Raw genomic sequence first — 1,246 nt, 5'->3', positions numbered from 1 at the left:
GAGGCAGGCGACAGTGTGTAAAACAGCACGCGCCCTCCCCCGGTGGCGGACGGTCGGGGTGGGAGGCCGTGGTGTGGAACCGGGGAAGGACCCCAGCGTGCCCCAGGGTGCCCCCGGGGTCCCCCAGCCGGCGGCCAGAGTCCGTGGGCACAGGGGCCCCGCGGCCGCCCCCCCAGGGCCCCAGCCGGCGCAGCGCCGGACCGGCATTGCGGCCCCGGTACAGCTCGTCGAACAGCCAGGAGTCCCGGTAGCGGCGCTCGAAATCGACCAGCTCCCGGCCGCCCTCGTCACCTTCCGCCAGCGCCCGCCCCACCGCTTCCGCCGCCAGCAGGCCCGACTTCATCGCCGTGTGGCTGCCCTTGATGCGGGCCACGTCCAGGGTGCCCGCGTCGCAGCCGATCAGCAGGGCCCCCGGCATCGTCATCTTCACCAGTGCATTGAAGCCGCCCTTGGCGATGGCCCGGGCGCCGTAGGCCACCCGCCGGCCGCCCTCCAGCTGAGCCGCCAGCAGCGGGTGGGTCTTGAGCCGCTGGAATTCCTCGAAGGGACTCAGCCAGGGATTGCGGTAGTCGAGGTCGACGATCAGGCCCACCACCGCCTGCCCGCCCTCGCCGTGGTAGAGGAAAAAGCCGCCGCCGGCCTCGCCGCCGAGCGGCCAGCCCGCGCCGTGGATCACCCGGCCGGGCCGGTATTTGGCCGGGTCCAGATCCCACAACTCCTTCAGCCCCAGGCCATAGTGCTGGGGATCCCGGCCCCGGTCCAGGCCGAAGCGGGCAATCAGCTGCCTGCCCAGATGGCCCCGGCAGCCCTCGGCGAACAAGGTATAGCGGGCGCGCAGCTCCATGCCCGGCATAAAGCCGGGCCCGGGCTCGCCGTCCCGGCCCCGGCCCATGTCGCCGGTGACGATGCCGGCCACGGCGCCGTCCTCCCGGTAGAGCACCTCGGCAGCGGCAAAGCCGGGGTAGACTTCCACCCCCAGCGCCTGGGCCTGCTCCGCCAGCCAGCGGCAGAGGTTGCCCAGGCGGACGATATAGTGCCCGCCGTTGTGCATGGACTCCGGCACCAGGGCGGCGGGCAGCCGCCGCGCCCGGTGCGCGTCGCGCAGCAGGTAGAGCACGTCTTCCGCCACCCGGGTGTGCAGCGGCGCCCCCCGCTCGCGCCAGTCCGGGAACAGCTCGTCCAGCGCCCGGCTGTCGAATACCGCCCCCGACAGGATATGGGCGCCCACCTCGGCCCCCTTCTCCAC

Annotated in this window: 1 protein-coding gene; it reads right to left on the bottom strand. The window is 73.5% G+C overall.

Annotated features, from left to right (window positions below):
* Positions 1-1,246, bottom strand: a 1,246-nt coding sequence (locus CGX12_RS19200) for an NAD(P)/FAD-dependent oxidoreductase (protein WP_176442124.1), incomplete at both ends; no start/stop codon positions are given.

Origin of the sequence: Zobellella denitrificans, assembly GCF_002237365.1 — a bacterium.
GTDB lineage: Bacteria > Pseudomonadota > Gammaproteobacteria > Enterobacterales > Aeromonadaceae > Oceanimonas > Oceanimonas denitrificans.
Note: the sequence above shows the minus strand (reverse complement) of the source record. Positions and strands in the feature narration are given on the sequence as shown.